Here is a 21739-nt window from a genome sequence, read left to right on the forward strand (position 1 = left end):
TTCTAAAATATTCAGTGTAACACTATCGCACATTGGGTTGACCGGCGAGCTGGTTTCGGCGCTATTAGCGGAACATGGTTCCGCTATTTCGATCGTTGAGCATCCGACTAACTAGGCCGTTACCATCATTTCTTCGGAATTTTCTAATCGAACGGAAACGAGCTTCGATACGCCGCCCTCTTCCATTGTAACCCCATAAAGCACATCTGCTTCCTCCATCGTCCCTTTACGGTGAGTAACGACGATGAACTGGGTCGAATCCGAGAATTCGCGCATGTATTGTGCATAACGAGCAACATTGGCTTCATCGAGTGCTGCTTCAACTTCATCGAGCACGCAGAAGGGTACTGGTTTAACGTGCAGGATAGCAAATAATAAAGCTATGGCAGTAAGAGCTCTCTCTCCACCAGACAATAACTGTAGGTTTGTTAGCTTCTTACCTGGCGGTTGGGCGACAATATCTATACCTGTATCCAATGGACGATCAGGCTCAGCCAAGATAAGATCAGCTCGTCCGCCACCGAACATCCGCCCAAATACAACAACGAAATGCTTGCGTATTTCCTCGAATGTCGTCCGGAAGCGCTTGGACATCTCATCATCCATCTCACGGATAATCCCATGTAGCTTCGTTTTCGCTTCGATAAGGTCATTTTCTTGCTCGGCTAGAAAGTGGAAACGCTCGAATACGCGTTTATATTCCTCGATCGCACCCAAGTTAACATCCCCAAGCGAAGATATTTTCCGCTTCATATCACGCACTTCGTTCTGGGTACCCACAATATCCTCAGGCATCGGATATCGTTCCTTCGCAAGCTCGAACCCGATCTCATATTCCTCTGTTAGCTTGCGTAGCAGGTTATCGAGCTCGACATCCATCCGGTTTACCGCGATTTCCGCTTGGCGTAAGCCTTCCTCAACATTTCGCAGCTTCGACCGCTGTTCCTTTGTCTCGCCTTCCTTACGCTCTAGCTCACGATGTTTCTCCGCACGATCTGCGCGCTTAAATTCAATATTTTCCGTAAACTGCTTCTTCTGAATACGTAGCTCATTCAAGCGTTCTCTATGCTCCACGGATTCTTCGTTTGTACGAGTAGATTCCGCTTCATTCTGTTCAAGAGATTGCTTGAACTGCTTCCTCTCCGTAGTTAAACGGGACAAGTCAGCAGATTGACGGGTTATTTGCTCATCCAATGCACTACGATCCTGTTCAAGACGTGCGATAGAAATCTTCAAATCAGTAAGCGTCGCTTGCAGTTCTTCTTTCGCCGATGCACTCTTGCGACGAAGCTCCTCCGCCTCGCTAATCCGACTTTGAATGCGTTGCTCCTCTTCCGTAAGGGAAGCAAGCCGAGCTTCGGCTTCTTCTTTACTGGAATTCAGTCCGCCAGCTTCCGCATTGAAAGCCGCTCTCTCTCCGAGCATCGCTGTATGTTGCTCCTCAAGCAACTTCTCATCTTGCGCCAATTGCCCACGCTCTCCAGATACTTGCTGCTCCTTCAGACGCTCTTGCTCCCCTTGATTGCGAAGCAGCTCAATATTTTGTCCGACTTGCGCCAGCTCTTTCTTCAAATCATCGACTTCTACCTTCGCATTCTCCCTAGCCGTTTCCGCTTCTTTGATCTCACGCTCTAGCTCCTCGAGCTGACGCTGACGACCGAGCAAGCTGGACGATTTCTTCTGAAGGCTACCACCCGTCATAGAACCGCCAGCGTTTACGATATCACCGTCACGAGTGACAACACGGAAACGATATTGGAGCTTGGATGCAATTCGATTAGCCACTTCTAATGTCTCTGCTAACAGAACATTTCCTAGCATACTACTGACAATAGCCGAATATTTCGGTTCGGTGCCAACAAGCTCCGAAGCTATGCCAATGAAGCCTTCTGTCTGTTCCAGTGAACGTCTGTCACTATCTGACATGTTCCTGGCCCGGATTACATCAAGCGGTAGGAACGTAGCTCGTCCCGACTGACGCTGCTTCAAATAAGCAATCGCGGTGCGTGCGCTTTTCTCATCTTCCATGACGATATGCTGAAGCGCTGCACCAAGAGCAGTTTCAATGGCAACCTCGAGATGACCAGGAACACTGATGAGCTCCGCTACTGCACCATGAACGCCGTGTAGAGTACCGCGTTTGGACGACTTAAGCACTTCACGCACGCCATGCTGGAAACCATCATAATCGTTTTGAAGCTCTTTAATGGTATCCCTACGAGACACCAAGGCTTCCTTCTTCTGCTCGAAACGGCGTACAGAAGCTTGTGCTTCCTCTAGCTTGCGCTGAATTTCACTCGAACGAGTTCCTTCGGCGACATAGCGATCCCGCACTTCCATAAGTGTACGAGCGACAATTGCAACCCTCTCGTCAAGCAACTCACGCTTAACTTGAATTGCATCCATCTGTTCCTGCCACTTAATTTCTTCTTCCTTTATCCGAGCAACCCGGCGCTCCAGCACTTCCCGTTGACCTTCGCCATAACGAATATCATTACGTGCTTGCGCCATCGCATTTAACGTGTCGAATAGCTCTGCCTTAAGTCGTTCCTCGACTTCTGTGCTTCCATCCGCAAGAGCCAATCTTTCTTCTTCATCAGACAGCTTCGCTGACAGCCCAGCCAGTTCAGTCTCAAGCTGAACTCGTTTCGCCTTAAGCACGATTTCCTCGGCTGTCGCTTGTTCAAAGCGTTCTTCTGCCGATGCCAAAGAAAGCTGCAGCCCTTCCCGAGTACGTTCCAGGTGTCCACGTCGTTCATTAAGCAATTCGACGTAGCCCTCCGACTTCTCGGTATCCTCACTGCAACGAAGCAATTCATCTTGAAGCTTCTCTAGCAATTCCTCCAACTGAACTAATGCTTGACGTTCTTCTTCCAAAAGGGCATCATGCTTGCTCACGAAAGTCGATAGTCCAAGTTGTTCCTCGCGAAGACTGGCTAATCGTTCGTTAGTCTGCGTCCAGGAAGTATGTACTCCCTCGATCTGATGAACGTACAGCGCAATTTCTTTATTTTTCAAATCTTCTTTTAACGTTTTATAGGCTTCAGCTTTCTCAGACTGCTCCTGTAACGGCTCGATCTGGCTTTTGAGCTCACTAACAAGATCGTGGATCCTCAGTAAATTTCCCTCGGTATCCTCAAGCTTCTTCTGGGCTTCTTTCTTACGGCTCTTATACTTAACAATACCGGAAGCCTCTTCGAATATGCCCCGCCGATCCTCGGAACGCGTACTCAATATTTCCTCAATACGACCTTGCCCGATAATAGAATAAGCCTCTCTGCCGATTCCCGTATCCATAAATAGCTCGGTAATATCCTTAAGCCGGCATGGCTGCTTATTAATTAAATATTCACTATCCCCGTTACGGTGAACGCGTCGTGTAACCGTAACTTCGCTGAAGTCCAGAGGCAACGCTTTGTCCATATTGTCGAGCGTTAAAGAAACCTCGCCAATATTAACGGCTTTCCGTGTATCACTTCCGGCAAAAATAATGTCCTGCATATTGCCGCCGCGGAGGGATTTTGCACTTTGTTCACCAAGCACCCACCGTATACCATCAGAAATATTGCTTTTACCACTGCCATTTGGTCCGACCACTGCAGTGATACCAGGAACAAATTCAAGCTCTGTCCGATCCGCGAATGACTTAAACCCAGATAGCTCGATTCTTTTCAAAAACATTAGGATACTTTCCCCTCTCGAGTCGGTCGTTTACCCGGGATATTGCTTTGCAAACGTAAGGAGCGCCTCAGAAGCTGCCTGTTGCTCCGCTTCCTTCTTCGAACGCCCAATCCCCTGACCAAGGCGTTGCTTGCCAATGACTACGATAGCGACAAATTCTCGATCGTGCGCGGGTCCCCGCTCTTCCACAATTCGATAATCTAGTGCACCCATCGATAATTGCTGAACCTTCTCCTGCAGCTCTGTTTTGAAATCCTTGAGTGGAGCCTGTCCATCCCGTGGTAGCTGAGAAAATAAATTGCGATCTAGAAAAGCACGCACAGCATTTAATCCTTGATCCAAATAAAGAGCTCCAAGGAACGCTTCGAATGCGTCCGCAAGCAAAGATGGCCGAGTTCGGCCTCCCGTTTGCTCCTCCCCTTTGCCGAGCAGCACGACTTGCCCGAATTCGAGCGTCTCGGCAAAACGGACAAGCGATGGTTCGCAGACGATACTTGCCCGCAAACGGGTCATTTCCCCTTCCGGAGAATCCGGATAGAGGCGGTATAAGTACTCTGATACAGTTAACTGAAGCACGGCATCGCCGAGAAACTCCAGCCGCTCGTTATCGGCAATTCGAGCTCCGCGTTGCTCATTCACATAGGATGTATGAGTGAAGGCTTGCTTCAACAACGCTGGATTACGAAAATTCAGATTAATACGCTCTTGCAATTGATGAAATACGTCTTTCATGAGCTCTCACCTCAACTTCACCCCATAAACAACCGACGCAGGCAGCATATGCCGCCTGCGTCGACGTTCACGCGCTTATTAGGCTTCGTATTTACGCATGATAATGGTCGCGTTATGACCGCCGAATCCAAAGGAGTTCGACAAAGCCACTTGCAGATCCGCTTCACGCGGTTTATTCGGAACATAATCCAAATCTAATTCCGGATCTTGATTATCAAGATTAACGGTTGGCGGTATGATACCGTTCTGGAGCGTTAGACCCAGAATAACCGCCTCTACTCCACCAGCAGCTCCGAGCAAATGCCCAGTCATCGACTTGGTCGAGCTTACTGCCAGCTTGTAAGCGTGGTCACCGAATGCCTTCTTGATCGCAGTTGTTTCCGACTTATCACCGGCACCTGTTGAAGTTCCATGAGCATTAATATACTGGATATCCTCAGGTGCGATTCCTGCGTCTTTCAAGGCCATCTTCATACAACGTGCAGCTCCATCCGGATCTGGATCGGTCATATGATGAGCGTCACCGCTCATTCCATAACCAATAATCTCAGCATAGATACGAGCTCCTCTTTGCTGTGCATGCTCGAGTGATTCCAGAATAAGAACACCCGCGCCTTCTCCCATAACAAATCCATCACGATCACTATCAAACGGACGACTAGCCTTCTCAGGCTCTTCATTACGAGTACTCATCGCTCTCATCGAGCAGAAGCCTGCCATTCCAACTGGTCTGATCGTCGCTTCTGCGCCACCACAAATCATGGCATCCGCATCTCCGCGTTGAATCATCCTAAAGCTGTCGCCAATGGCATTACTTCCCGATGCACAAGCCGATACAGCAGCTGTATTCGGACCTTTAGCACCAATCGTCATGGAAACTTGACCACTAGCCATGTTAGCAATCATCATCGGAATGAAGAACGGACTTACACGACGTGGACCCTTCTCCATTAGAATCGTATGTTGATCCTCCCAAGTACCTAAACCACCGATACCTGATCCAATAATGACGCCGACGCGCTCAGCATCCGCATTCTCGCCAATATTGAGCTTTGCATCTTCTACAGCTAACTTACTAGCCGCCACGCCGAATTGCACGAAGCGATCCATTTTCCGAGATTCTTTCTTATCCATGTATAGACTAGGATCGAAACCCTTAATTTCTGCAGCTATCTTTGTTGTATATTCAGTAGTATCGAATGCTTCAATTAGACTGACTCCTGATTTGCCGTCCAACAAATTGTTCCAGAACGTAGACAAATCGGAACCGAGAGACGTTACGACTCCCATTCCTGTGACGACAACACGCTGTGTCAAAACCTATTCACCTCTTCAGGGTAATTCTATTCCCGCACCCAGTGTGAAACGGTGCTTAAATGTGCAGAAGTCCCGTCGCAATAACGGGACCCGGTTGATCATTACGCATGAGATTGTATGTATTTAACGACTTCTCCCACGGTTGTGATCTTCTCTGCATCCTCATCTGAAATCTCCAAGTCGAATTCGTCTTCGAGTTCCATAACGAGTTCTACCACATCGAGAGAGTCAGCGCCTAAGTCGTCTTTGAAGGATGCTTCGGCTGTTACCTCTGCCTCTTCAACACCTAGGCGTTCGATAACGATGCGTTTTACACGTTCTTGTACATCGGACATCCGGTTCACCTCCCTTAACGTATTATACGTGAATCATAGACAAAAAGCCATAGAAGCATTGCATAGAAACTATGCAATTCGTGCATATAACGTTGATGCGCCATACACGTTGTTCAAATACATGCTTACCTGACAAGATGCAATTAAAAGCTACATGTACATGCCACCATCGACATGAATCGTTTGACCGGTCATGTAGGATGCTGCATCAGAAGCCAGGTAAACGACGGCCGCCGCGATGTCCTCAGGACGGCCCATTCTACCGATCGGAATTTCTCCAAGCAATTTCTCCCGATATTCAGCTGGGAGCTTGTCCGTCATATCTGATTCAATAAAGCCTGGCGCTACAGCATTCACTGTAATCCCACGACTTGCAAGCTCCTTGGCTGCCGACTTCGTCAAGCCGATGACACCGGCTTTAGCAGCCACATAGTTAGCTTGCCCTGCATTGCCCAACACGCCAACAACGGATGAAATATTAATTATACGGCCAGATCTTTGCTTCATCATAGAACGAGTTACGGCTTTCAGGCCATTGAACACACCCTTAAGGTTTGTTTCGATAACCTCGTCGAATTCCGCTTCCTTCATACGCATGATCAGGTTATCCCGAGTAATACCTGCATTATTCACAAGTATATCCAGTTTACCAAAGGATTCGATCGTTTTGGATACCATTTCTTCGAATTCCGCAGTTTTTCCGACGTTAGCCTTAATCATAATCGCTTTGCGTCCTAGCGCTTCCACCGCCTTAACGGTTTCCGCCGCCGCTGCTTCACTCCCAGAATAATTAACCGCTACATCGGCACCAGCTTCCGCAAGTGCGATCGCAATCGACCGACCGATTCCTCTAGAAGCTCCTGTAACCAAGGCAATCTTTCCATTCAAATCCCACATCGCCATACCTCGCTCACCCTCTCGTACATTGTCGCTGTTTCAGCTTCATTGTGCAACTATAGCCGTGGCAGCAGCACTATTTACGGAAATAATCTGCACGGATTTGTCGATTTTCTTGATCAGGCCGGCAAGTACTGTCCCAGAACCAATTTCAACGAACGTATCGACGCCTTCACCTATCAAGTACTTTATCGTATCCTCCCATTGCACAGGAGATACGACTTGCTTGACTAACAGCTTACGCAGCTCATCTCCTGAACTAACAGGCTTAGCATGGACATTCGCGATAACGGGAACTTGAGCGGCATGGAACTCTACTTTAGCAAGCTCAGCCGAGAGGTTATCCGCCGCAAGTTGCATAAGGGAAGAATGAAAAGGTCCACTTACATCCAGTGGGATGACCCGCTTAGCTCCTGCTTCTTTGCCTCTTTCCACAATTGCGGTAACACCTTCCACTGAACCGGATACTACGATTTGGCCTGGGCAATTGACATTAGCCAACTCTACTAAAGCGCCAGAAGCGGTAACATCTGTACAAAGGGTTTGCAGAGCTTCACGCTCTGCACCTAACACTGCCGCCATTGCACCTTGTCCGCTCGGAACAGCTTGCTCCATAAATAATCCCCGTGCCCGAACTAACCGAATCGCATCATCAAACGCTAATACGCCAGCAGCCACGAGTGCACTATATTCACCTAAAGAGTGTCCAGCCACGAAATCTGGCTTTATGTTTTGTGTCCGAAATAATTCAAGCAAAGCAATACTAGTGGCCAACAATGCAGGTTGCGTATTTGCCGTTTGGCGAAGCTCATCTTCTGGTCCTTCGAAAGCCAGCTTCGATATCGAGTAGCCAAGCACTTCATCCGCTTGATCAAAAATCAATCGTGCCGCTGCACTGCTCTCATAAGCGTCTTTTCCCATACCAACCGCTTGTGCACCTTGTCCAGGAAATACAAATGCGATTTTACCCAACGTGATTCAATCCTTCCTACTACCAAATTAAGACGGACGCACCCCAAGTTAAACCTCCGCCAAATCCAACAAGCACGAGACAGTCGCCTTCATTCACTCGACCTTGCTCAACAGCTTCTGCTAGAGCGATAGGTATGGAACCCGCAGATACGTTACCGTATCGATCCAGGTTAATCATTGCTTTATCTTCAGATAAATTCAATCTCTCTAAAGCGGATTGAATAATACGAATGTTCGCTTGATGAGGAATGAGTAAATCAATGTCCGCTTTCTCATAGCCAGCCATTGATAATGCTTCCTCCGCTGCACTGCCCATAATCCGGACTGCGAATTTAAACACATCACGTCCATTCATTTCAATGAAATGACGACGATCCGTGATGGACTGCTCTGAAGACGGGTGACGAGAACCGCCGCCACAAATTCGCAGCAAATCTCCGCCCGCACCGTCAGCTCCCAGTTTAAACGATTTGAAGCCGCGTCCTTCCGGAACTTGTCCAAGAACGACAGCACCCGCTCCATCACCGAATAGGATCGAAGTGTTACGGTCTGTGTAATCTGTTATGCGAGATAGACATTCCGCTCCAACAACGAGGACATGACGATACATCCCCATCTTGATAAATCCAGTTGCATTCGCTAAGCCATAAATAAATCCGGAGCACGCAGCAGACAAATCAAACGCAGCTGCTTTCTTTGCACCTAGCTTCTCTTGTAGCAAGCAAGCTGTCGAAGGGAAAAACATATCAGGCGTTATCGTTGCTACGATGATCAAGTCTAGCTCATCTGCAGTTATGCCTGCAGCTTCTAAGGCTAGAACGGAAGCCTCGTAGGCAAGATCAGATGTTGCCTGCTCGGGTGCTGCGATTCTCCGCTCCCGAATTCCCGTACGAGTGACGATCCACTCATCGTTTGTTTCCACCATCTGTTCTAGATCTTGATTCGTTAAGCGGCGTTCCGGAACATATTTACCCGTTCCGAGAATACCGACGGGAATTTCATTCATGAGCCTCTCTCACTTTCCGCTGAATTCTTCAGCCAGAGCCGCGATCAGCTTGTTGCCAATGGCTGTACGAGTTTGCCGGATCGCTGTCTTCATCGCCTTGGCGTCCGAAGAACCATGCCCTTTAACGACTAATCCATTAACCCCAAGCAGTGGCGCTCCATTATGTTCACTATAATCCATTTTATCACGTACACGTCTAAAGTTCGGCTTCAGAACACCCGCAGCAAGCTTGGATGTAAAGGTCGAGGTCAGCTCCTGTTTCAGCAGCTTAAAGATAGCCGCTGCTGCACCTTCCATTCCTTTAAGCAGAATATTGCCGGAGAACCCATCACATACAAGCACGTCGCACGGACGTTCCAACACATCGCGCTCTACGTTGCCTATGAAGTTAATCGGAGCTTGCACGAGCAATTCATACGCAGCTTTCGTAAGCTCATTGCCTTTGGCAGCTTCCGAGCCAATATTAAGGAGTCCCACTCTAGGTTCACGGATGCCATGTACTTTGTTCCGATATAAGCTTCCCATAAGCGCATACTGAACGAGTTGCTCTGGCTTTGCATCCATATTCGCACCCATATCCAGAGCAAGCACACCTATATTATCCATTGTAGGAAATATCGCCGCTAAGCCTGGACGCTCAATCCCCTTCAGCCTTCCAACAACAAGTAAACCAGTCGCCATCAATGCGCCCGTGTTACCTGCAGATATCATGGCATCCGCCTTACCCTCTTTAACTAACCGACCTGCCACAACCATCGAAGAATTCGTTTTACGTCGAACGGCTTTAACTGGTTCATCATCGTTCCCGATAATTTCCAACGCAGGTTCAATAGAAATATTATTAGGAGCCCCATGGCCAAGCAACGGTTGAAGCACTTCTGGATCGCCAACCAATATTAAATGCGTATCCGGCCATTCGGCAGCTGCAGACAATGCGCTTTCGACTTGAGCATGCGGCGCATGGTCTCCGCCCATTGCATCAATAGCAATCCGCATGAGCTACACTCCTTTATGAGGTTGTTCAAAAAGTCATTTTTTGATCACTTTATGTTTTCGATTCGCCAGCGGATCTATAAATAATAAAGTTCCCTTGAAACACCATTTCTTCGCCAACATATGTAAACACTTCGATTTTCGCTTTCCCTTTTTGTTCACCACTAGCTCTAACGTATGCTTTCGCAATACATTTTTCACCGAGGCGAGCGGGACGAATAAACCGAATATCTGCAGATGCCGTCAAGGCAATCTCATCGTTGATGACCGCGACTGCAAGTGAATTTGCTTGCGCGAACACATGGTGCCCCCGAGCAATACCTGTCCGAGAAAATACATGCTCATCGCTAATTTCAAACAACGATATACCGCTCTTGTCCAGTTGCAAATCAAGAATGTCGCCAATCACTTCGTGTAAAGGCAAAGAACGAACGGAATCATAAGACCGTTCTGCCATTAGCTTCAGTCTTTCTCTAAGCTCCGGTATAGCGAGTTCCAGCCGATCCAAACGAATAGTCTGGATGCTGACCTTCAATTGACGTGTCAGTTCCCGGTCAGTGAGAAACGGATTCTCGTCCAATAGCTTGCTTAGCTGTTGATGACGCTGACGTTTCGGAAGCCGTTCCATACTCACCACCGCTTTCTTTGAAAAGATGTTCAAGAAATATATAGAAAGTTTAAGTTTATAGATAGCCTTTAATACCTGGTGCCAAAAAGTTATTAAAGAAAAACGCGTCCGTATGCAACGACCGCAAGCAGCGCGGTAACCGACTGCGATGCAGTCGATTGCGCTTCCCCCATCGTGAATCCAGACGCGTCTAAGCTTTATTGCTTGATGATTTCGCGTGACTTGTAAGTACCGCAAACTTTACATACGCGGTGAGAAATTTTCAATTCTCCACATTGCTCGCATTTCACCATACCAGGAACTACTAATTTAAAGTGCGTCCGGCGTTTGTGTTTACGGGCTTTCGATGTTTTTGCAAAAGGGACTGCCATTGCTGCCACCTCCTTATCAGGTCCAAATAACTCTTAGCTTGAAGCCAGAATTATTCTTTCTGAGATTTAAACCAATCCTGAAGCGCAGCCATACGGGGATCAATCTTCTCCGTATTGCAACCGCACGATTGTTCATTCAGGTTCTTCCCGCAATCCAGGCACAAACCTTTGCAATCTTCACTGCATAGGGGTGCATACGGTAGCTGGACGACTAATCCCTCCAACAAATAAGGAGAAAGATCAATCCGCTCTTCCGATACTGGCACGGCGTCGTCATTTTCACTCACTTCAGTTTCACTGTCTTCGATAATCCGAAATTGTTCCTCAAAGGGAACACTAATCGTTTCATCGAATTTCTCCAAGCAGCGCGAGCACTGCAGGCGAATGTCACAGGAGAGTTGACCCGATACTAAAATCCGATCGCCCACGGCTTGCGCGGTTACATCGAATTTCATCGGTGAGAGAGGACTGTATTCAGAGTTATTCTGAAACAAGTCTGACATGTCGAGAGTTCCTTGCAGATCTAACGGTTGTCCCGCAGCTACAAGCTCTTGTACTTTTAGCAACAATGATATCACTCCAAACAAACAAAATTTATTATATCGAGTTTAGGGCTACCTTGTCAATGATAACGAAGAGTTTTCGAGCAAATCTTCTCTTGTGCACACTCGACATGTTATATTGTGGCAAACAAATATAAGGCTTCGCTGGGTTAAGGAGGTAGGCATGTCAACAGTCGGTGTCATAGTAGAGTATAACCCATTACACAACGGACATCTCTATCATTTACAGCAATCCAAGAAAATAACGGGTTCAGAAAATGTCGTTGCCGTGATGAGCGGTCATTTTCTCCAGCGCGGGGAACCGGCATTAGTGGACAAGTGGGCTCGGACTGAGATGGCGCTCCATGCGGGTTGCGATCTCGTCCTTGAGCTTCCAGTCGCCTATAGCTCTCAACCTGCCCAATGGTTCGCATACGGTTCTGTGGCCCTATTGGAGGCTACTGGAGTCGTGGACTCCATCTGTTTTGGCAGTGAAAGTGGAAATTTAGAATCGCTACAACTGATGGCTTCTTTGCTCAGTGATGAACCAACTGAATTTGTAACCGGGCTATCCAGGCAACTTAAAGCAGGTCTACCCTACCCCTCAGCATTCACTGCCGCCGCAAAAGATTATTTGCATGATAAGGGGCTGGATGACCTGGCCTTCTCGCTCACACAACCTAATCACACACTAGGCTTACATTACTTGATGGCACTGCGTAAAATAAACAGCCAAATAAAGCCTTTCACCCTCCGGAGAGAAAAATCCGATTATAATCAATCCGATATAACGGATGTCCAAATTGCCAGTGCAACTGCATTGCGTAAGCTCCTACTCGGTGAATCCGGCTCACTTGAACAACTCGCAGCCTTTGTTCCGAATTCGACACTCGAAATCCTGCGGCGTGAAATAAGCGTTGGACGTGCGCCCATCCATTGGGAGCATTTTGCCAGACCTTTATTTCAAGAGCTATTTCGTCTAGAGGCATCGCAGCTCGAAGGCTATGCGGAGGTGACCGAGGGACTTGAGTATCGGATCAAAAAGGTGTTGGTTGGATTGCCTGACTTGAGCGTTGCTGCTTTACTTGAGACTTTGAAAACAAAAAGATACACCCGCACGAAGCTACAGCGCATGTTATTACGCATATTACTAGGTCATCATAAGGAGCTGTTGAGCTCACAGCGGCTCGCTGACGGAATTGAGTATATTCGAGTGCTCGGATTTAATGAACGAGGACAACGATTACTTCATGAAATGCGTCGCAAAGCCAAGCTACCCATCGTAACGTCCGCTGCCAAAGAGAGTTCACCTTATCTGGCTTTGGATGCACGTGCATCCGCTGTTTATTCGTTAGCCTTCCAGAATCCGGATGCCTCCACCGCTATGCGAGATTATAAAATGCCTCCCATTCGCCTCTAGGCTTCGTGAGGGATGAAACTAGGACAAGAAGGTCTATCCCTTGTACTTACTGCGTACATTGTAATGTATTTGTGCGCAGGAGGCGATACCAATTGGGTAAAGTGCTAACGGGAAGAGGTTCATTGTTCCTATCCCTCATTCTGGGGTCCGCAGCGTTAATTGTTGTTGTGGGAGTTGTACACTCACCCGGAGAAGCCTTTCGTGCTTCCTTAGCGGGTTTGCAAATTTGGTGGCAAAATGTATTCCCTGGTCTACTCCCTCCCCTCATGCTGGCGGAGCTGTTAGCCGTCTCCGGACTTCTACACGGAATTTCCACTTTAGCTGAACCCCTAACACGAGGTCTCTTCCGTTTGCCGGGGGCATCTGGTTGGGCTATCGCCTTCGGTTGGTCAGCAGGCATCCCTGCTGGAGCTAAGGAAACGGCAAGACTGAGACAAAATGGTATGATTCAAGATGAGGATGTTGACACCATTCTACTCGTATCCCATTTACCTAATCCGTTCTTAGTCATTCTCGTCATCGGATATGGCTTTCTACAATCTCCTGAGCTTGGTTGGGCCATGGCATTAGGATTATGGCTATCCGCAATCCTATCTGGCATCCTATGGGTGCGAATAACGAAATCTCCTAAACCTAAGGTTCCCCTTATCCCTTTAAACGAACACCGCGCTTTAATCAAACGAGCATTACGGGCTGCAGTAGACGCACGCAATGAAGACGGACGGCCATTTGGTAAGCAGCTTGCTGATTCCGTTACAAATTCCGTTGGAACATTAATGACTCTTGGTGGTCTCATGATGATGAGCGCAGTTGTTGTGCGATTAATTCAACTGTCCTTCCCAGGCAATGATGTCTGGATTGCCATCCCCGGCTTGTACGAATTACACTTGGGAGCATATGAAAGCAGTCGCTCCGCCCTTTTCTTATCTGCTCCTGCACAAGCCGCCGCTCTTCTCGCCGCCGCATTAGCTTGGAGTGGTTGGAGTGGTTTATTACAGGCTCGTGCAGCCTTTGGATCGGAATCAGCCTTCCCATGGAAGAAGGTCATTGCAAGCCGTCTCATGCATAGTGCACTTGCACTGCTTATTACCTACCCCCTGTCATTGGCTGCTCTGACAAGTCCAGCAAAGGACTTCTTATCGTCCTTCTGGCCCAATCAATGGCTTGTCAGAGAAGCTTGGGCAGCGGACGGTCCATTGCCTAACGGCTGGGGACACCTTTCTGAGAATATGATCATCGCACTAGCAAGCTTCGGAATATTCCTGCTCCTCGCCTTATTTGCCGCTCTCATCCGTCCGAATATTCCAGTGAAACGGGATGATTCTAATCCTCCATCTGCTAAATAATCTATAATGATGGACATGGATTCCTTTGTACTTTAAAACTAACAAAGCCACCCCTTTTTAAGCGGTAGCTTTGTTAGTTTTAAATCCATGGATACCTATTGAACAAAATATTGTTTTATTTATGCGCCTCATCTGGTGCCACGTATTTTCCTAGTAACGCAACTTCGACTGCCGGTGGAACCAAGTCATGAACAGGACCGTTAAACTTAGCAATCTCTTTAACGATGCTGGAGCTTAAATACGAATATTTAGGATTTGTCATCATAAATACGGTTTCAATGCCTTCATCTAGCTGCCGATTCGTGGAAGCCATCTGCAGTTCGTATTCAAAGTCCGTTACGGAGCGTATCCCACGGACGATAACTTGTGCTTGTCTAGAGCGCATGTAACGAACAAGTAAATCACGGAAGCTATCGATTTCTACATTAGGTAGGTCACTCGTCACCTGTGCTAATAATTCTCTTCTCTCTTGTACGCTAAACAACGGACTTTTTACCGTATTGTTCAATATCGCTACGATCACGCGGTCGAACTGTTTGGCAGCACGTCGAATGATATCTAGGTGACCTAATGTAACGGGATCAAAGCTCCCGGGATACACCGCTACACGAATTTCGTGCTCTATTCCTGTTTGATGAGGGCTCATTCTTCAATAGCCTCCTCCTCTTGGTCCGAGGATGGAGTGGGCTCCGCCTCGTCTGTTTGTTGATAACGGTATACGGACAAAGCAATTTCTCCGTATTTCGCGTAACGATAACGTTCATAATGACCGATGATATTCTCATAAACCACATCCGGATGATGCTCAACAACGACTACAGCATTTTCAGCCACTAAGCCTTTTTCAGCCAAGTCCAATAGCAATGTATCGCAATCCTTCATCACATAAGGTGGATCCACAAAAATAAGATCAAAAGGCTTACCCACACGTGCAAGCTGGTTTAACGCTCTGCGAGCGTCATTCCGAAACACCTCAGCTCGTTCGGCTAATCGTGTCGCAGACAGATTCTGTTTAATGACTTCTATACTCTGCGAACTGGAATCAATAAAAACCGCGCTTGCCGCCCCTCTACTGAGGGCCTCAATTCCCAATCCTCCGGTGCCCGCGAATAAATCAAGAACCCTCTCTTCATCGAAATAAGGTCCGATGATGCTAAATAGAGATTCCTTTACTTTGTCCGTAGTCGGACGAGTGTTATTTCCTGGAACCGCCTTAAGAGGATGTCCCTTGGCTTGTCCTGATATGACTCGCAATTCCTCAACCCCATCATTTCGTACAATGTGATAATACAGCATCAGTGCTTGAATGTTGTTATGTTACCACAATATTCTTAGTTACAAAAGCTTTGCATATCCTCTGTACATCACCTAGCCAGCAACCGTTAACTTTTTTCCACCTGGACGTATATTTTCCTCTTCAGAGGTCACAATGATAGTACCGGCGCCGAGAGGTGTCGGGGACAACCGCGGAGAAGACTTACGTTTCCCCATAAGTTCTTCGTCCGGTTTCTCCTCTCCCATGAAGGCCCTCGTCGCGAGACGGGGGTCGACTTTTTGTTTTCATACATATTCATTCCTTTTCAACTTAAAAGTAGCTACATATTATGTAGAGACGAATTATGTCAATGATCATTATGTCATGACAGTATGAGCATATAGACTCACATGATCCACCAAATCAAGAATAATAAGAAATAGAATGAAAAAGAGAATATCAATCCAAAGATCAGCCCCCGAAACGCAATCCCGTCATCTTGCCTTTCCATGGCGTTCCCTCCGTTCCTTTCGGTTCCTCGGTGATTGACCGGCGAATGGCGACAACTTACGAACATGCCAACTGTTAATTTGTTTAAACATCGATATAATCTCCATTAACACATTTTACCCATAAACAAAACTACACTGGCCTGAACTTCTGGTAATAACCGAGATGCTCCAGCTCCTTAATAGGATGAAGGTCGAAGTTCATCTCGTTTGAGATCAGTGCGCCGTAGCCACGCCGAATTTACATCCTAAATAAAGGGAATTGACTTTTTTATTTGTTGCAACCATCCTTGTTACCCAGTACATAATCGCTGATAAGTAACTTAATAGTTCCTTAAATAACGGATAAACTGTCTTACATTTTTTTATCAAAAGCTTGAGACACCTGCCAAATATAAAAAAACCCCGAACTACTCGGGGTTCTCAACCTTTATCCCTACAAGACTATGAGCCTTACTTACCTGGCGGCATTTGTCTGAAAATAGTTTGATCCAAGGCCACTCCAATAACTATGCCAATGGCTATACCTAAAACTAAACCATCAAAGTACAAGCCAATTGCAACCCCAAAAGCTATACCTGCAAACATCCCATTAAACTTTCTTTTCTTTTTCTTTTTCTTTTTGTTATCGTCCACTCTGATACCCCCAGTTTACTTATCCTCTCATACGTAATTATTAATTATAGGTTCCAATACAATCTCACCTGAAGGTAAAAAAATAAACCCCAAATCACTCGGGGTTCTCAACCTTCATAATATCCATGAACGGTACTTTTGTTATCTCATCCTGCTTCTGCACATGGACAAGTCTAGTCCTAGAGTCCAGCTTAGTAATAAGTCCTTGCACGACCTCATCCAATCCCCAGACGGTTAGAACGACTTCAGACTCTTCCTGCATCGCTTCAACTAATCTTTCGCCGATTTCCTCAAGGATTGCTTCATCTCGTGTGGGTCTCTTATCTTTTGACTTCTTCTTCGGTTTTTCTACCGGTGGCATAATCCAGCTCACTCCTATGTTGTTTGTAATTCTAAGTTGATGATCTCAGACCGTGACAAGCATAACGATCCTAAATCATAACATCAAACACGATGATTTCAAAAGTTCCATCCCTCACTTGACCTCCCTGAATAAAAAACAAAGCCTACGCAAATGATGAATTGGTAATGAAATCCACTCAAAGGAGAATTACCAATGACTAAACACAACCAATTTCTAGACCCATCGATTAAACCACATGATCGAAGTGACGAGCCTGAATATGCTCCCAGCATGGATACCCATAATTCGCTTGAAGCGGATGCGACTGAGGAAGAGGTTGCAACTGGTGATTTTACTGAAGTGACGCATCTATACCTCGACCGTACACCTGAGGAATAAAATAGCGATGTTCGCATGAAAATTAATGGATCTTTAAGCTTTATCTCACTAGTCATTAAGGTTACGGTTATATGATGATCTCAACCCTTTAATTAATATAGATTGCTTTACTTGACCCCGCAGAGATGCGGGGTTGTTTCATTTTTATCCCATGACTATCCATCCCCTCAATACTTATTGTAAAATGAGCGAAAAGGAGCTGATGATATGGTTTGGGCGATCGTGATCGTAGCTGTTGTGGTTGTATTTGGAATATTTAACTCATCCAATCAACGAGGTCAAACCTCTAATAGCAGCTCCAGTGATGGTGGATATGTCGGTGATCACGGGAGCGATCATTACGACAGCCCTAGTTCGGATAGCAGCTCAGACGGAGGCGGAGGTGGCGGGGATGCTGGTGGCGGAGGCGGAGACTAGTCACTACCTCATAGGTCTGAACAACTCTTGTGAATTTAGCCCACTCCGTACTATGGGCATTCGCATATGATGGGTTCGAACCTATCTAAGGGAGTTGAAGAGTTGAACCAAGCTAATCCTATACAAACGATTTCATTAGTTGACCCCTATGTTGTCGAAGCACTCAGACGCCTAATCGGTTGTTATGTTTGTTTTGAAACCACACGAGGAAGACTTGAAGGTACCATTATTGATGTTAAGCCGGATCATGTTCTGCTTCAAACACACAAACATCAGGTTTGCGTTCGAATCGCAGAAATTGTTTGGACAATGCCGCTATAATCACCAAAGGAGCTGCTCAATGCAGTTCCTTTTTATGTAAAACCTGTTGCTTTGAATGAATTCCTTGAACGAATAATTAATCTATCTGTGCGAATGCACAGTCCGAATATATTTCAACACATAGACTAACTGGGTGATAAGCAATCAAATTACACAATCGGTGGTGAATGGTATGGGATATGAAGTTGGTGGTGTAGGCGCTGGCTCTTGTGCTGGTTATGGCGGCGGAATGGGTGCAGCTGCATTCGCACTTGTTCTTTTCATCCTTTTAGTTATTATCTTACGGGCTGGTACTGGGATTTACTAAGTAATGACGAATGAGTTCAAAGTACAAACAACCCCGCCCGGCACATGACCGAGCGAGGGTTGTTTGTATTGTAGATCTATACCATTACCACTACTTGGAGCCCAGAAGACCTAACACTTCCAATCTTAACTGAACGAATGCTGGATCCTTCCAAACATCTGCCCGACGCGGACGCTCGAAAGGAACTACGATTTCTCTCAAAATCGTTGCTGGTGCAGAAGATAACACATAAATGCGATCCGAAAGCATCAGTGCTTCCTCAATACTATGCGTGACGAACAATACCGAGCGTCTATCCGCCTCCCACAAATCAAGCAGCCATCGTTGCATGTCTGCTCTAGTCAGGGCATCCAAAGCTGCGAAAGGCTCATCCAGACACATGACGTTCCGCCGCATAAGTAACGCGCGCAAGAAGCTAACCCTCATCTGCATGCCACCGGAAAGCACATGTGGATATTCCTTCGCCACTCCCCCGAGGTGTATCCGTTCCAACCAATTTGCAGCCTGCTGCTTTGCTTCTACCTTTGTGGTACCCGTGGTTACCAAAGCTGAAGAGATATTGTCCTCCACAGATAGCCACGGAAACAAAGCCGCCTGCTGTGGCATATAGCTAATGAGCCCACGTTGTCCGGTTACATCGTTCCCGTCAACCAGAATTCGTCCTTGATCCGGACGTTCCACTCCTCCGATTAGGCGGAACAAGGTCGACTTCCCACTACCTGAAGGCCCAATCAGAGTAACAAATTCCCCAGCATGCACTTGTAAATGAATGTTGTTTAAGACAGGAACCTGCTCTTTACCGCGCCTATACGCTTTATTTATCCCAATTAACTCCAGCTTGCTTCCAACGGACCTCATGAAGAAGCCCCCTTCCAATCCCCCTCAGAGCGGGGTCTCCAACGAATGATCAGACGTTCCGCTATAACTACCGCATAGTAGAACAGAAAGCTTAGCGTAACGACACAGACGATAGATCCGAATACGCCTGGTTGATCGAACCCGTTGAACTTAAGCTTCAAATAAAACCCGATTCCTTTGTTTGCTCCTAGCCACTCCGCAACAATTGCTGATGATACGACATAGGTGGCCGCAATCCTTAATCCCGAGAATAGATAAGTCAATGACGCCGGAAATTCTAGACGCTTAAGTCTCTCCCAACGAGATGCACCGATCATCCCTAAATATTCACGCAGCTGAGGCTCGGCTTGCCCAAGTCCCATAAGAATAGATAGTGCAATTGGAAAGAAACAAACGAGTACAAGTAAGATCAGCTTTGGCGTCCATCCGAAACCGAACCAGATCATCAGCAAAGGCCCGAGTGCGATCAAGGGCACATTCTGAGATAGCACAAGTAACGGAGCGAACGCTTCTCTCAAATAAGGGACAACATGAATCAAAATGGCAACAATAATCCCAATGATCAAGCCTAATGCAAGGCCGATGAGCGCCAAATAAAAAGTCGCTAGCATATGCGTCCCAAGCATAGCGGAGTCCTCCACCATTGATATAGCGATATCCCATGGAGAAGGCAAAGTGTACGTCTTAATGTTGAACAGCTCACAAACCGCTTGCCAGATCCCAACAAAGACAAGTAGCGTTATGAAAGGCAGCAGAAATCCTCTAAGCTTCTTATTGCCCATCTGGATATTTCTGCAACAGCCGAGCCATCGAAGCTCCTTCTTGTCCATCAACGACCAGTTTGATTTGCGACATGACAGAGGGACTGCCTTTCTCGAACATAGCCGTGTTCATCTGTTTGACAATATCAAGCAATTGATCTAAATCGCCTTCCATCGTCGTCTCCAATGGTCCTACACGATACAACACACCTGACGCTTTAATGATCTCAATTGCCCGATCTACGTAAGGAATGACTTCTTCACCTGGATTTACTCTCGGAATAATTTGAATACTTAGCAAGGCTTGAGCCATCATTAACATCTCCTTATAATAGGTATCATTTATTCAGGAAGAAATTCAGTCGTGAACATTTCGTCGTACTTTAAGCCTTCTTTCATCAACCCATTCTGAGTTAACCAATCCCCGTAGCCCGACCATACTTCCAGCTTCTGCTCACCCCAGCGCGTCGCATCATCTTTATATTTCGGGCTTAACCATTTCTGGCTTGCCTTCACTAGATCCGCATTGATTTCTGGGACCGCCTTAATTAATACGTCTGCGGCTTCATCAGGATGCTCAATTGCATAGTTATAACCTTCTGAAGCACCTGCCAAGAACGAGCGAACTAGCTCTGGCTTCTCTTTGATCAGCTTCTCGTTCGTTAGTAACAAAGGCGTGTAATAATCTAATTGTTTACTATAGTCGGTCAAATACACCATGTTAACAGGCTCATTGCGGAGTTCCGCCTCGATTCCTGTCCATCCATAAAATATCCATTCGAAATCGATCCCCTTCTTCACTGCTGTGAAGAAGTCAGCTGTACCCGCACTCACTAAATTAACTTTGCTAATGTCTGCATTCTGTACTTTCATGATAGATGCAATGACCGCTTGCTCTGCCGGTGAACCCCAGCCCCCGTAAGATTTACCTTCGAAATCCTTAGGCTCTTTGATGTTCTTATCTACTGGGGAAGCAAAGCCCGAAGTATTATGCTGAATGATTGGAGCGATAGAGACAAGAGGTAATCCTTGCTCCCGAGCTAAAATCATACTTTCTTGTGCACCAATACCGAAATCAGCCGTGCCATTTGCAACCAATGCACTTGCTCCCGCTTCAGGTGGTAGAATAATGTCCACGTCCAGTCCGTGCTTTTCCCACAACCCTTGAGCCTCGGCTACATACAACCCCGTATGGTTCGTATTCGGTGTCCAATCGAGCACTAACGTTACTTTCTCCAACGGTTCATTAGACGAGCTCGCAGTGGAGGAAGGACTGTTGGCAGCATTCGTACCCTCCTTCCCTCCACATCCTGCTAGCAACAACATACCTGCTAGCATTGTTAATCCTAACTTTCCCCAACTCTTACTCTTTACTACCATGCTTCTCTCCCTCTCTATGTTTCATTTGCGAAGAAGAAAGCTTCATACAATCAAAAAGACGCCCCCCGATTCTGGAGGGCGCCCTAAATATATGGACGTATGACACGACAGATAACCGTCGTGCTCCCACCTTCCTACGCTGGTACTAACCAGATCAGGTTATAAGGGTCTGCATCTTCAATGGGATGCACTCTCAGCTGGCCTTGCTCCAGCTCCCCCGGGGCTTATTCAATTCATGAAACCAACTTCTTACTTGCCCTATTATAACAAACCCTTCCAAGATGTCTATCTCTTATTCCTTAGAACCCTGCAA

Annotated in this window: 26 protein-coding genes and 1 riboswitch; of the genes, 6 read left to right on the top strand and 20 right to left on the bottom strand. The window is 46.7% G+C overall.

Translation table 11 applies throughout. From position 1 onward, the window contains the following. Positions 1–111: 111 nt before the first annotated feature. The 11 genes from smc to M1K58_RS24230 form a co-directional block, all read right to left on the bottom strand. Positions 112–3681 (bottom strand): chromosome segregation protein SMC, encoded by a 3570-nt coding sequence (smc, locus tag M1K58_RS24180; protein ID WP_256761462.1) that lies wholly within the window; start codon positions 3679–3681, stop codon positions 112–114. A 30-nt stretch (positions 3682–3711) separates the two neighbouring features. Continuing rightward, positions 3712–4413, bottom strand: a complete 702-nt coding sequence (rnc, locus tag M1K58_RS24185; protein ID WP_256761463.1) for a ribonuclease III — start codon at positions 4411–4413, stop codon at positions 3712–3714. 78 nt (positions 4414–4491) lie between these two features. After that, complete coding sequence (gene fabF, locus M1K58_RS24190; RefSeq protein WP_256761464.1) at positions 4492–5730, bottom strand: beta-ketoacyl-ACP synthase II; 1239 nt, start codon at positions 5728–5730, stop codon at positions 4492–4494. Positions 5731–5831: 101 nt separating this feature from the next. Further along, positions 5832–6065 (bottom strand): acyl carrier protein, encoded by a 234-nt coding sequence (gene acpP, locus M1K58_RS24195; RefSeq protein ID WP_115990925.1) that lies wholly within the window; start codon positions 6063–6065, stop codon positions 5832–5834. Positions 6066–6215: 150 nt separating this feature from the next. Continuing rightward, positions 6216–6962, bottom strand: coding sequence for a 3-oxoacyl-[acyl-carrier-protein] reductase (gene fabG, locus M1K58_RS24200; RefSeq protein WP_256761598.1), 747 nt, complete (start codon positions 6960–6962; stop codon positions 6216–6218). A gap of 45 nt (positions 6963–7007) precedes the next feature. Further along, a complete protein-coding gene (gene fabD / locus M1K58_RS24205; RefSeq protein WP_256761465.1) occupies positions 7008–7934 on the bottom strand; it encodes an ACP S-malonyltransferase in 927 nt (308 codons plus the stop codon). Positions 7935–7953: 19 nt separating this feature from the next. Further along, positions 7954–8940 (bottom strand): beta-ketoacyl-ACP synthase III, encoded by a 987-nt coding sequence (locus M1K58_RS24210; RefSeq protein ID WP_306220669.1) that lies wholly within the window; start codon positions 8938–8940, stop codon positions 7954–7956. 9 nt (positions 8941–8949) lie between these two features. After that, positions 8950–9936, bottom strand: a complete 987-nt coding sequence (plsX, locus tag M1K58_RS24215) for a phosphate acyltransferase PlsX (protein WP_256761466.1) — start codon at positions 9934–9936, stop codon at positions 8950–8952. A gap of 49 nt (positions 9937–9985) precedes the next feature. Next, positions 9986–10561 carry a transcription factor FapR gene (gene fapR, locus M1K58_RS24220; RefSeq protein WP_256761467.1) on the bottom strand — a complete coding sequence of 192 codons (576 nt, stop codon included), beginning with the start codon at positions 10559–10561 and terminating at the stop codon, positions 9986–9988. A 197-nt stretch (positions 10562–10758) separates the two neighbouring features. Further along, a complete protein-coding gene (rpmF, locus tag M1K58_RS24225) occupies positions 10759–10932 on the bottom strand; it encodes a 50S ribosomal protein L32 (RefSeq protein ID WP_115990919.1) in 174 nt (57 codons plus the stop codon). 50 nt (positions 10933–10982) lie between these two features. Next, positions 10983–11501 carry a YceD family protein gene (locus tag M1K58_RS24230; protein ID WP_256761468.1) on the bottom strand — a complete coding sequence of 173 codons (519 nt, stop codon included), beginning with the start codon at positions 11499–11501 and terminating at the stop codon, positions 10983–10985. Positions 11502–11658: 157 nt separating this feature from the next. Here M1K58_RS24230 and M1K58_RS24235 point away from each other — a divergent pair, with 157 nt between their 5' ends. Together M1K58_RS24235 and M1K58_RS24240 are read left to right on the top strand one after the other, a co-directional pair. Beyond that, positions 11659–12894, top strand: coding sequence for a nucleotidyltransferase (locus M1K58_RS24235; RefSeq protein WP_256761469.1), 1236 nt, complete (start codon positions 11659–11661; stop codon positions 12892–12894). A 92-nt stretch (positions 12895–12986) separates the two neighbouring features. Then, positions 12987–14240, top strand: a complete 1254-nt coding sequence (locus M1K58_RS24240) for a hypothetical protein (protein ID WP_256761470.1) — start codon at positions 12987–12989, stop codon at positions 14238–14240. 115 nt (positions 14241–14355) lie between these two features. Here M1K58_RS24240 and coaD read toward each other — a convergent pair whose 3' ends face one another. From coaD to M1K58_RS24265, 5 genes are all read right to left on the bottom strand, one after another. Continuing rightward, positions 14356–14886, bottom strand: a complete 531-nt coding sequence (gene coaD, locus M1K58_RS24245; protein WP_256761471.1) for a pantetheine-phosphate adenylyltransferase — start codon at positions 14884–14886, stop codon at positions 14356–14358. Next, complete coding sequence (rsmD, locus tag M1K58_RS24250; protein WP_256761472.1) at positions 14883–15536, bottom strand: 16S rRNA (guanine(966)-N(2))-methyltransferase RsmD; 654 nt, start codon at positions 15534–15536, stop codon at positions 14883–14885. Before rsmD ends, coaD begins: the two co-directional genes overlap by 4 nt. A gap of 72 nt (positions 15537–15608) precedes the next feature. Next, positions 15609–15761, bottom strand: coding sequence for a hypothetical protein (locus M1K58_RS24255; RefSeq protein ID WP_256761473.1), 153 nt, complete (start codon positions 15759–15761; stop codon positions 15609–15611). Between the two features lie 696 nt (positions 15762–16457). Next, positions 16458–16640 (bottom strand): glycine zipper domain-containing protein, encoded by a 183-nt coding sequence (locus M1K58_RS24260; protein ID WP_256761607.1) that lies wholly within the window; start codon positions 16638–16640, stop codon positions 16458–16460. A 94-nt stretch (positions 16641–16734) separates the two neighbouring features. Continuing rightward, the gene (locus tag M1K58_RS24265; protein WP_256761474.1) at positions 16735–17001 is read right to left on the bottom strand and encodes a YolD-like family protein; all 267 of its coding nucleotides are present in this window, start codon (positions 16999–17001) and stop codon (positions 16735–16737) included. 195 nt (positions 17002–17196) lie between these two features. Here M1K58_RS24265 and M1K58_RS24270 point away from each other — a divergent pair, with 195 nt between their 5' ends. From M1K58_RS24270 to M1K58_RS24285, 4 genes are all read left to right on the top strand, one after another. Then, positions 17197–17382 carry a hypothetical protein gene (locus M1K58_RS24270; RefSeq protein WP_256761475.1) on the top strand — a complete coding sequence of 62 codons (186 nt, stop codon included), beginning with the start codon at positions 17197–17199 and terminating at the stop codon, positions 17380–17382. Between the two features lie 207 nt (positions 17383–17589). Then, complete coding sequence (locus M1K58_RS24275) at positions 17590–17799, top strand: hypothetical protein (RefSeq protein ID WP_256761476.1); 210 nt, start codon at positions 17590–17592, stop codon at positions 17797–17799. 102 nt (positions 17800–17901) lie between these two features. Next, positions 17902–18120: a DUF2642 domain-containing protein gene (locus tag M1K58_RS24280; protein WP_256761477.1), complete on the top strand. Its 219-nt coding sequence runs from the start codon at positions 17902–17904 to the stop codon at positions 18118–18120. A gap of 172 nt (positions 18121–18292) precedes the next feature. After that, complete coding sequence (locus M1K58_RS24285) at positions 18293–18427, top strand: sporulation protein YjcZ (RefSeq protein ID WP_256761478.1); 135 nt, start codon at positions 18293–18295, stop codon at positions 18425–18427. Positions 18428–18517: 90 nt separating this feature from the next. Here the strand turns inward: M1K58_RS24285 and M1K58_RS24290 are convergent, their stop codons facing one another. Genes M1K58_RS24290 through M1K58_RS24305 form a run of 4 tightly spaced genes read right to left on the bottom strand, consistent with a single transcriptional unit; the run spans position 18518 to position 21426 of the window. Next, positions 18518–19285 (bottom strand): ABC transporter ATP-binding protein, encoded by a 768-nt coding sequence (locus M1K58_RS24290; protein ID WP_256761479.1) that lies wholly within the window; start codon positions 19283–19285, stop codon positions 18518–18520. Beyond that, positions 19282–20067 carry an ABC transporter permease gene (locus M1K58_RS24295; protein ID WP_256761480.1) on the bottom strand — a complete coding sequence of 262 codons (786 nt, stop codon included), beginning with the start codon at positions 20065–20067 and terminating at the stop codon, positions 19282–19284. Before M1K58_RS24295 ends, M1K58_RS24290 begins: the two co-directional genes overlap by 4 nt. Beyond that, the gene (locus M1K58_RS24300; RefSeq protein WP_256761600.1) at positions 20057–20359 is read right to left on the bottom strand and encodes a thiamine-binding protein; all 303 of its coding nucleotides are present in this window, start codon (positions 20357–20359) and stop codon (positions 20057–20059) included. The genes M1K58_RS24295 and M1K58_RS24300 overlap by 11 nt, the downstream gene beginning before the upstream one ends. 29 nt (positions 20360–20388) lie before the next feature. Continuing rightward, positions 20389–21426 carry an ABC transporter substrate-binding protein gene (locus M1K58_RS24305; protein WP_256761481.1) on the bottom strand — a complete coding sequence of 346 codons (1038 nt, stop codon included), beginning with the start codon at positions 21424–21426 and terminating at the stop codon, positions 20389–20391. Between the two features lie 114 nt (positions 21427–21540). Continuing rightward, positions 21541–21655, bottom strand: a riboswitch (TPP riboswitch). Positions 21656–21739 lie beyond the last annotated feature (84 nt).

Source organism: Cohnella sp. WQ 127256 (genome assembly GCF_024519285.1).
Classification (GTDB): Bacteria; Bacillota; Bacilli; order Paenibacillales; family Paenibacillaceae; genus Cohnella.

Excerpts from the sequence above, each read along its gene's own strand:
- smc (WP_256761462.1), bottom strand. The coding sequence starts at position 3,681 with ATGTTTTTGAAAAGAATCGAGCTATCTGGGTTTAAGTCATTCGCGGAT.
- rnc (WP_256761463.1), bottom strand. The coding sequence starts at position 4,413 with ATGAAAGACGTATTTCATCAATTGCAAGAGCGTATTAATCTGAATTTT.
- acpP (WP_115990925.1), bottom strand. The coding sequence starts at position 6,065 with ATGTCCGATGTACAAGAACGTGTAAAACGCATCGTTATCGAACGCCTA.
- fabG (WP_256761598.1), bottom strand. The coding sequence starts at position 6,962 with ATGTGGGATTTGAATGGAAAGATTGCCTTGGTTACAGGAGCTTCTAGA.
- M1K58_RS24210 (WP_306220669.1), bottom strand. The coding sequence starts at position 8,940 with ATGAATGAAATTCCCGTCGGTATTCTCGGAACGGGTAAATATGTTCCG.
- plsX (WP_256761466.1), bottom strand. The coding sequence starts at position 9,936 with ATGCGGATTGCTATTGATGCAATGGGCGGAGACCATGCGCCGCATGCT.
- fapR (WP_256761467.1), bottom strand. The coding sequence starts at position 10,561 with ATGGAACGGCTTCCGAAACGTCAGCGTCATCAACAGCTAAGCAAGCTA.
- rpmF (WP_115990919.1), bottom strand. The coding sequence starts at position 10,932 with ATGGCAGTCCCTTTTGCAAAAACATCGAAAGCCCGTAAACACAAACGC.
- M1K58_RS24235 (WP_256761469.1), top strand. The coding sequence starts at position 11,659 with ATGTCAACAGTCGGTGTCATAGTAGAGTATAACCCATTACACAACGGA.
- coaD (WP_256761471.1), bottom strand. The coding sequence starts at position 14,886 with ATGAGCCCTCATCAAACAGGAATAGAGCACGAAATTCGTGTAGCGGTG.
- rsmD (WP_256761472.1), bottom strand. The coding sequence starts at position 15,536 with ATGCTGTATTATCACATTGTACGAAATGATGGGGTTGAGGAATTGCGA.
- M1K58_RS24255 (WP_256761473.1), bottom strand. The coding sequence starts at position 15,761 with ATGGGAGAGGAGAAACCGGACGAAGAACTTATGGGGAAACGTAAGTCT.
- M1K58_RS24265 (WP_256761474.1), bottom strand. The coding sequence starts at position 17,001 with ATGCCACCGGTAGAAAAACCGAAGAAGAAGTCAAAAGATAAGAGACCC.
- M1K58_RS24270 (WP_256761475.1), top strand. The coding sequence starts at position 17,197 with ATGACTAAACACAACCAATTTCTAGACCCATCGATTAAACCACATGAT.
- M1K58_RS24275 (WP_256761476.1), top strand. The coding sequence starts at position 17,590 with ATGGTTTGGGCGATCGTGATCGTAGCTGTTGTGGTTGTATTTGGAATA.
- M1K58_RS24285 (WP_256761478.1), top strand. The coding sequence starts at position 18,293 with ATGGGATATGAAGTTGGTGGTGTAGGCGCTGGCTCTTGTGCTGGTTAT.
- M1K58_RS24290 (WP_256761479.1), bottom strand. The coding sequence starts at position 19,285 with ATGAGGTCCGTTGGAAGCAAGCTGGAGTTAATTGGGATAAATAAAGCG.
- M1K58_RS24295 (WP_256761480.1), bottom strand. The coding sequence starts at position 20,067 with ATGGGCAATAAGAAGCTTAGAGGATTTCTGCTGCCTTTCATAACGCTA.
- M1K58_RS24300 (WP_256761600.1), bottom strand. The coding sequence starts at position 20,359 with ATGGCTCAAGCCTTGCTAAGTATTCAAATTATTCCGAGAGTAAATCCA.
- M1K58_RS24305 (WP_256761481.1), bottom strand. The coding sequence starts at position 21,426 with ATGGTAGTAAAGAGTAAGAGTTGGGGAAAGTTAGGATTAACAATGCTA.